At 47.7% G+C, this 8102-nt stretch carries 7 protein-coding genes; 2 read left to right on the top strand and 5 right to left on the bottom strand.

Going from position 1 to position 8102, the window contains the following annotated elements; genetic code table 11:
* Position 1 precedes the first annotated feature (1 nt).
* From Q0X25_RS06000 to Q0X25_RS05985, 4 genes are all read right to left on the bottom strand, one after another.
* Entirely contained in the window at positions 2–487 is a 486-nt protein-coding gene (locus Q0X25_RS06000) for a hypothetical protein (protein WP_298579961.1), read from the bottom strand.
* 317 nt (positions 488–804) lie between these two features.
* Complete coding sequence (locus tag Q0X25_RS05995) at positions 805–1356, bottom strand: NADPH-dependent FMN reductase (protein WP_298579958.1); 552 nt, start codon at positions 1354–1356, stop codon at positions 805–807.
* Between the two features lie 260 nt (positions 1357–1616).
* A complete protein-coding gene (locus Q0X25_RS05990; RefSeq protein ID WP_298579956.1) occupies positions 1617–3539 on the bottom strand; it encodes a C69 family dipeptidase in 1923 nt (640 codons plus the stop codon).
* A gap of 486 nt (positions 3540–4025) precedes the next feature.
* Complete coding sequence (locus Q0X25_RS05985) at positions 4026–4628, bottom strand: metal-dependent hydrolase (RefSeq protein WP_298579953.1); 603 nt, start codon at positions 4626–4628, stop codon at positions 4026–4028.
* 85 nt (positions 4629–4713) lie between these two features.
* On the opposite strand from Q0X25_RS05985, the gene Q0X25_RS05980 reads away from it, so the two are divergent.
* Positions 4714–5460: a DeoR/GlpR family DNA-binding transcription regulator gene (locus Q0X25_RS05980; protein ID WP_068540236.1), complete on the top strand. Its 747-nt coding sequence runs from the start codon at positions 4714–4716 to the stop codon at positions 5458–5460.
* 83 nt (positions 5461–5543) lie between these two features.
* On the opposite strand, the gene Q0X25_RS05975 is transcribed toward Q0X25_RS05980, so the two are convergent.
* On the bottom strand, positions 5544–6452 hold the full coding sequence (locus tag Q0X25_RS05975) for a glycyl-radical enzyme activating protein (protein WP_298579946.1): 909 nt from the start codon (positions 6450–6452) through the stop codon (positions 5544–5546).
* A 107-nt stretch (positions 6453–6559) separates the two neighbouring features.
* Between Q0X25_RS05975 and Q0X25_RS05970 the strand changes: the two genes are divergently transcribed.
* Positions 6560–8102 (top strand): pyruvate formate lyase family protein (locus tag Q0X25_RS05970; RefSeq protein ID WP_298579943.1); only part of this gene is annotated, 1543 nt, incomplete at its 3' end.

Below are 8102 nucleotides of genomic sequence, written 5' to 3'. Positions count from 1 at the left end.
ATTAGAATAACGGTCTCGTGGGCTCGGAGATGTGTATAAGAGACAGAACCATGGGAGCCAAGAAGAACTGCAGGGTATGACGACCCAGCTCAAGCGTATCGTTTTCCTTGACCGTAATTGCATGAGGAGCAACATCAAAATCAAAGAACTGTGACATCAACTCAAAAGACTTGGCCGTAGCCACAAACTTAATCTCGGGATAGCGCTCTACCAGCTGAGGAATCATACGACAATGATCGGGCTCCATATGATTCACAACCATATAATCAAGCGTACGCCCAGCAAGCAAATACTCAAGGTTTTCCATTACCTGCAGCATAACAGCCTCATCAGTGCCATCCATCAAGCAGGTTTTCTCATCCAAAATAAGATAGTTGTCATACGACATGCCCGCAGGTGTGGGATGGGTGTTTTCAAAAAGCTCTAGTCGCCTATCGGATGCGCCCAACCACCAACTATCTTCGGAAATCTCGCGAACGTTGTGCATAATCTCACCCCTTGCTGAGTAACGCTTATCAAGCACATACAAATTTTCCCCACCCCTTCTGCATATGCACTGCAAGCAGAACTGTCTGGGGAAAGCTCTTATCTCAAATGATATGCGATTCTGCCGGTATAGAGGCGTACAGAGCATAACTGTTTCGATAAACAGCACAATGGAGATTCTCTATCCACATAGCAAAGGGTTTTTCTTGTCCTATGCAAAAATGCACGGGGCTGCCTTGAGGACTTACAAAAAACAGCACCCCTCTAGGATGCTGTTTTTGCACAAAGGAACGGCGGTGGATGAGTGTTCGTTTATGCTTAGGCCTCAATAAACTTGAGGAAAGCCTCTGCCTGAGCCTGAATAGCTGCTTTCTGCTCATCAGAGAATACAACGACATTGTCACCCCAAGCAGAGCCGTTGACCGTATAGCCCTGGCCCAACTCATCCATGGGATTCATGCCAACAAAAGGCAGAAGCTCGCCAAGTTTGGTGCGCATCTCTAGCGTTGCGGTACTGCCACCAATACCAGAGAAGGTGACTTTCTTATCCTTGGTCGCTTTTTTGGAAGAGCCCTGAGCCGACGGACGGCTCATCCAGTCAATAAGATTCTTGATATTAGCTGGGTAGCTTGCATTGTACTGAGGGGTGACAATCCAAATACCATCGGCGGCAGCAAACTCGTTGCGCACGCGCTGGATAGCTGCGGGGGTTGGCCATTCAATATCTTGGTTCATAAAAGGCACATCCCCAAAGTCAAGTTCTTTAACCTCGACCGCATCACCTAAAGCTTGGATGATAGCTGCCTGGAGCTGACGATTGAATGACTGCTTGCGCAGGGAACCCTGCACTATAAGGATGGTCTTCTTCAATGCGTTATCCCTCTCTTTATTTTGGCACTGAGCCATTTTGCTTGAACATATGCTGTCTTTATACCCGGTACATCACGAGGTTTTCATATAAGCCTGCGAATACATACCCGCCACAAAAGAACCGCCTGCCTTTTGAGCTACATTTTAAAAACATGGTTTGCAATGTGAGAATCCAAGTTTGATGCAGTTCATACGACAGGCGGTTTTATAGTCAGCAACAAAGCCTCACGATGTGTGCAGCTGCTTACTCTTTATTGCACTTACTCCTTATTGCGGCCACGGTAAACAACAAAGCCAGCAATTGCTACAACAGCAGCAATGATGATACCAATAACACCGGTTGGCATAGAGCGTGTCTCATCAGCCTTCTTGCTGTCTGCAGAGCCCTCGGCAGGAGCTTCCTGCTTGGCATTTTCCTCTTCAAACGGCTCGACAACATCCTTAGCGGCAGCATCAGCATCAAATTTTGCCAGCTCGTCAGCATAGGTCAAAGCAGTAGCAAGCTTGCCCTCAGCAAGATCACTTGCGGCAAAGGGTTTGGAGGTATCCCCGGCGTTCAGGTAGTCGCGTACTTCTTGTACGAGTGTATGAACCTTGGCCTGTGCCTGTTCGGATACAACATCATGAGCCTTGTTCGCAAAGGCCATACGAGCCTTAGCGTCTTTGACATCTTTGATCTGAGCATCAACGGTTTCATGCTGAGCAATAATATCTTTTTGCAAGACATCAAGATAGGCATGGACGCCCTCAGCAACATCTTTGCGGTGGTTATACGCAAGAGTATTAAGATCCATTAAATCGTAATCGAGGTACTTCGTGCCAGAATCCTTCATAGCAATTTTCTCGTTGGACTCAGTGATTTTCTCGTCGTAGATCTTGTTGCCATCCTTATCCTTGCTGTATTCCATAATGTCACCAACATGCGAGGTATCGTATGCAGCCTCGTTGGGATAGATATCCTGGTCAACTTCAGTCAGCAATGCAGAATAGCTAGGAATATAAAGGGTGAACTCGGTGCGGGACAAACCCTCCCACTGAATGGTTGCAATATCGGCATCTAAGCCTTTGCGTACCTGGAAGATATGGCTCTCAGTGCTACGATTGTTACCAACTGCATAGAGCTTATCGTTCTTGTTGGCATCTACCGCTGTGCCCTCGCCACGAGCGCCCAAGGAGCGCAAAACCGTGAACGTATCAACCTTCTCGGCAGGCTTGACATAGAAAGTAGAGTTAGCAACGGTGGCTACGGAGCCGTCTTTGTCAACGGTATAGTCGCTGCCCTCAGTAAGCTTCTCACCAAAGTAAAGATGTCCTTGGACATAACGGGTATTTTGACCTACACCCTGATCCTCAGAGCTGTTGCCATAAGAACTGGCAACGTCCATCTTGCCATCTTTTTCAACATAGGTACCAGCATCTTCGGCAACCTTTTTGAGATCCTTGGAGTGCAAGCAATTCTTGCTATCCTCAAGGTCAACATCAAACTTGAGGTTATCCATATTGGGATTCAAAGAAGCTTGATCGGATGCCATCTTAACGGCAATCCACTGCTTGCCAGACAGCTGAGCAAAGATCCACGTCTCGTTTGCATCGCCAATAACAATCTGGTTGCAGTCCTGAGATCCCTGCTCATCAATAACCTTACCAAGTAGCTCCACGCCCTCGCGAGCGGTAGAAGCCTGAGAAAGGACAAAGTCATGGATGCTGTACTCACCAATACCCGTATCAATACGAGGGTCAACCTTATCAATAGCATCGCTCATATTGGTGGTTAGAGTTGAAGAAACACTGACGCCCTTCTCATTGGTACCAGCCTCGGAATAAGCCTTGGCATTCGCGTCACCAGCTTCAGTCCAGTTATCAGGTGTATCGCGAACATAGGTATAACGGAACGTAGGGCCATCAATTTTATAAGAGAAGCTTGCTTTGGGATCGGTGTCATTCTCGTAGCTTTGAATGACTTTGCCATTTTTGGTGGCAGGAGCAACGCCAAAAGCCTTGGGGTAACGATTGGCATAATCTTCTGCGCGACCCCAGAAAGTATCACCTGTAGTGGTAAGTTCGGAGCCTATATAAACTTGGGTGCAGGCAAGAGCAGTCTGGGGAATACCCGAAATTGCGACTGCAGTTGCAGCAACGATGAGAGCGCGGGTTGCCTTAGAGAATCTAAACTTCTTGTACATAAGCTGATCTCCTCTCAGCTTGGAAGCCTTATGCTTCCGCTGTAAAAACGAAACGGTCATGGCTCACAATAGCGAAACATTTTTGAAATATTGTATAAATCGCTCTCAATACGGCGAGCGGGGCAATAGCTGCCGTGAGCTGTCATGAGCAGATAAAATGCTTAATCAGGCCTACGTATTGTTTGGGGAATTTACCACGGCTGCACCCATAAGCTAATGCCTACTTCAGATGTTGCGCTCGTAAAAAAGTCCTTAAACCTGCAAAAACTCGAAAAAAGCTCCAGGGCATCATAGTCTTGAAAATCAACGGGCTTTGAGCTAGCAAAAAAACTAAGAATCTTTTGCTGAGAAACTGATGAAAAAAATTAAGCTCAGTGCTGTACGCTGCGGCAGATGCCAACAAATTTATAATGCATATTTTATGAATAAGTACTAAATATAATGGATAGATCTAAGGTAATTTAGACTCTTGTGAATAGGATATTCCTATATAAATTTTTCAATACAAAGGGTAAGCAGAACAATATCGCCCACCAGACCAGCAAACATCAACACTTTGTCGGTAAGTCCGTCAGCATGACATAAATGCAGACACCAGCTCGACTCCAAAGGAAAGAGCAGATTCATCGGCATTTTGTTAAGCAAGTCAAGCAACAAATGCGCGGCATATCCAGCTGCAAAAGAAGGAACTGCCATTGGTAGTACAAGACCTAGTGCCACACAAAAGAGTACAAGCGCCAGTACCGAATGCGTAAAACTCCGATGCGGCGTAAACCTGCCGATAATACAAAGCCCAAAAAAGCCAAGTAGTCCTATAACTTGTTGACTGAGCTGAATCTGCAAAATATATGCCCAGAGCTGTGCCCCTAAAGCACGATCAATACCAAAACTCACTATGGCCAGCACAGCTACGATAAGACGCGCAATGAAAACATCGCGACTGCGACTCGTGACGTGCACATCGATATCAGGTGTAATCGAACCAAGTGCCCCCGCAAGGACAGCGGCCATACAGGCAGCAGAACTCGCTGGCTGTGACACAAAGAGTGCCGCTGCAATACCAACACTTATGTGGGTTTTGCCCATCATCTGTCTTCACCACCTTTTACCAGAAAAAATATATCATGGTTTCATATGAAAATGATTTTGCTTATTTTTCTTCGATAGGAGTGTTATGTCCAAACGCGACGCTCAGATTCTTGAGCTGCTAACCAGTGAAAAGAAAATTGAGGTTTCTGCTCTCGCTGAGCATTTTGGCGTTTCAACCGTTACCATGCGCAAAGATCTAGACTCCCTGCAGACACGCGGCCTTGCTTTACGCGAGCATGGCTTTGCTTTACTTTCAAATCCCAATGATGTAGCTGGACGTCTTGCTTATCACTATGAAGAAAAACTTCGCATTGCCAAACGAGCAGCCGAATCGATATCCGATGGTGCAACTATCATGATTGAAAGCGGCAGTTGCTGTGCCCTGCTTGCCCGCGAGTTAGCGGATACACACCAAGGCGTCACCATCATCACCAACAGTGTTTTTATCAGCACGTATGTGCGTGACTCTCCCAATATCACAACGGTGCTCCTCGGTGGTACGGTCCAAGGCGATTCTCAGGTCACCGTAGGTCCACTACTGCGTAGCTGCGTAAAGTCCTTTGCGGTAGAGCGCCTTTTTATTGGAGCTGATGGGTGGCTTGACGGCATAGGATTTACCAACGGAGATCAATTCCGCGCGGAAGCAGTACTTTCCATGGCAGAATCAGCGGCGCAAGTAGTTGTGCTCACTGAATCCGAAAAGTTCCATCAATATGAAGCTGTACCTTTGCGCTTTGAAAACAAACCGCTTTATCTTGTTACTGACGCTGGCATCAGTCCTGCTGACCGTCGCAAAGTCAAAAAACTCGGCATTCATATCGCGCTTGCCTAAGGGCTTGCCAAACATGAGATGCCGCATCTTTGCTCATCTGCTGATATTTAGTATTGCAATGAGCTCACAGATGAACAGAGCAACTAGCAAAAAGCATGGATGCCTGCACGTTCATATGCTTGAGCATAGGCGCACAAGTCATCACTCGAGAGATTTTTTTCTCCTGAGAGCTGGTAGTTGCGCTCAAGCAGAGCGTATTTACTTTCGCCAAAATTGTGGAAAGGTAACAGCTGCACACGCTCTATCCCCAACTCAGCAAGGGTTTCTGCCATGCATTTTGCATCTTCAACCGAATCGTTAAAGCGGGGAATAACTGGCGTTCGTATCAGCACATCCTTACCCGCCTCTTGTGCCCAACGAATATTTTCTAGAGGCAACTCGTTTGTCTCGCCTGTGCCGCGTTTATGCGCCTGTGGATCGCCATGTTTAAAATCAATCAGCAAATGATCAAGGTGCTCCGCCACCGCAGCAAAGACTTTGTTTGAAACATAAGCTTCAGTCTCAATGCAGGTATCCAATCCCTCAGCATGCAGCAGACTCAGTAGCTCGATATCAAACTCTGGCCAAAGCATGGCCTCACCGCCAGACAGCGTAACGCCGCCACCTGAATCCTCATAAAAGGGCTTATCTTGCAGGCAGACTTTGAGAACCTCTTCTGTTGTCTGTGTCTTTCCCACCAAGGACAGCGCACGGCCTGGGCATGCATCTACCATCTGCTTTGCAAGTTCAGATGAGCCATCAACGGTGTTTATATTGACATGCCGCTTGCCTGCTGTCGTTGACACCCCTGCTTGTGGGCAGGCAGCTATACAAGCACCACATTCAATGCAGGCATCTGCCTTCCACTCCAACTGCGGACGACGCATTTGACTTTCGGGGTTGGAGCACCAAAAACAACGCAGAGGACAACCTTTCAGAAACACCACCGTGCGGATTCCAGGACCATCATTGAGGCTGAATTTTTGGATGTTAAATACGGTTGCTGACTGCATATATATCCTCTACACAATTTGGTTTATTGCTTGACTTTCCCTCTTCGCTTGGTATCATAAACTTACGTTCGAAACTTTTCAAGCTTTTTTATGAAATGGAGAAGGCTATGCAGAATTCCAAGCACTTTGGTTCTTTGACTGCCCGCATGCAGGCATTCCGTGAAGAAGTGCTCGATGAAAAGCCCTTTGTTGACGCTGAGCGCGCTATTCTCTGCACCGAGTCCTACAAACAGAGCACAAACCAGCCTCCTGTTCTCCGCCGTGCTCTCTCTTTTGCTCATATTTTGGACAAGATGAGCATCTACATTGAGGACAAAACGCTGCTTGCAGGAAACCAAGCAAGCAAAAACTGCAATGCTCCGGTGTTTCCCGAGTACACACTCGGCTTTGTCGTGAATGAGCTGGATCTTTTTGACAAACGTGATGGTGACGTTTTCTACGTAACCGACGAAGACAAAGCTCGCATTCGTGAGATTACACCCTATTGGGAAAACAATACTCTGCGCGACCGCGGTATGGCTCTGCTTCCCGACGAGGTTTCGGTCTTTATGGAGACGGGCCTTTTTGGCATGGAGGGCAAACTCAATGCAGGCGATGCCCACCTAGCTATCAATCATGCCCGCCTGCTACGTGAAGGTCTGCGCGGCTATGAGGAACGTGCGCGTGCAGCTAAAGAAGCACTCGACCTCACTGACCCAGAATCTGTTGATAAGCTGGCTTTTTATCGTGCCGTTCTGATTGTGATTGAGGCCGTTCATCGCTGGGCTCAGCGCTATGCTGATCTTGCGTTTGAGCTTGCTCAAGCTGAGAGTGACCCCATCCGTAAGGCAGAGCTTACCCGTATGAGTGAGATTTGCGCCAAGGTTCCCTATGAGCCTGCAAACAATTTCCGCGAAGCCATTCAAGCCGTATGGTTCTCCCAGGTTTTACTGCAGATTGAGTCCAACGGTCACTCACTTTCCTATGGACGTTTTGATCAGTATATGCTGCCCTATTACCAAGCAGATCTTGCGAGCGGTGCTATCACGCGCGATGAAGCGCTTGAACTGCTTACTAACCTCTGGATCAAGTCTCTGACTGTCCAAAAGATCCGCAGTCAGTCGCATACGCTCTCTTCAGCTGGCAGTCCCATGTATCAAAACGTCACCATTGGCGGCCAAACCACCGAGCACAAAGATGCAGTCAATGAGCTCTCTTATCTTGTGCTGCAATCGGTTGCGCAAACCCGCCTCACCCAGCCCAATCTTACGGTGCGCTATCACGCCAATATCGACAAGAAATTCCTCGATGAATGCGTTGAAGTGATGAAGCTCGGCTTTGGTATGCCCGCTCTCAATAACGACGAAGTTATCATCCCCTCATTTATCAACTGGGGTGTTGCCGAAGAAGATGCCTATAACTACTCTGCAATCGGCTGTGTTGAAACTGCGGTTCCGGGCAAGTGGGGCTATCGCTGCACGGGCATGAGTTATCTCAACTTCCCTCGCCTGCTGCTCTGCGCAATGAACGGTGGTGTAGATCTCACCAGCGGCCGACGCTTCACCAAAGACTATGGCCACTTCACCGCTATGCAAAGCTACGATGAGCTCTTTGCTGCTTGGGATAGCACAATTCGCGAGATGACTCGCTACTCGGTCATTGTTGAGAACT

Source organism: uncultured Olegusella sp. (assembly GCF_947253395.1).
In the GTDB taxonomy this organism is placed as follows: Bacteria; Actinomycetota; Coriobacteriia; order Coriobacteriales; family Atopobiaceae; genus Olegusella.
The sequence above is the reverse complement of the archived record's forward strand: the minus strand, read 5'-3'. Positions and strand labels throughout refer to the sequence as shown.

Bases quoted from the DNA above. Each gene is read 5' to 3' on its own strand.
- Q0X25_RS05990 (WP_298579956.1), bottom strand. From the start codon at position 3,539: ATGTACAAGAAGTTTAGATTCTCTAAGGCAACCCGCGCTCTCATCGTT.
- Q0X25_RS05975 (WP_298579946.1), bottom strand. From the start codon at position 6,452: ATGCAGTCAGCAACCGTATTTAACATCCAAAAATTCAGCCTCAATGAT.
- Q0X25_RS05985 (WP_298579953.1), bottom strand. From the start codon at position 4,628: ATGATGGGCAAAACCCACATAAGTGTTGGTATTGCAGCGGCACTCTTT.
- Q0X25_RS06000 (WP_298579961.1), bottom strand. From the start codon at position 487: ATGCACAACGTTCGCGAGATTTCCGAAGATAGTTGGTGGTTGGGCGCA.
- Q0X25_RS05980 (WP_068540236.1), top strand. From the start codon at position 4,714: ATGTCCAAACGCGACGCTCAGATTCTTGAGCTGCTAACCAGTGAAAAG.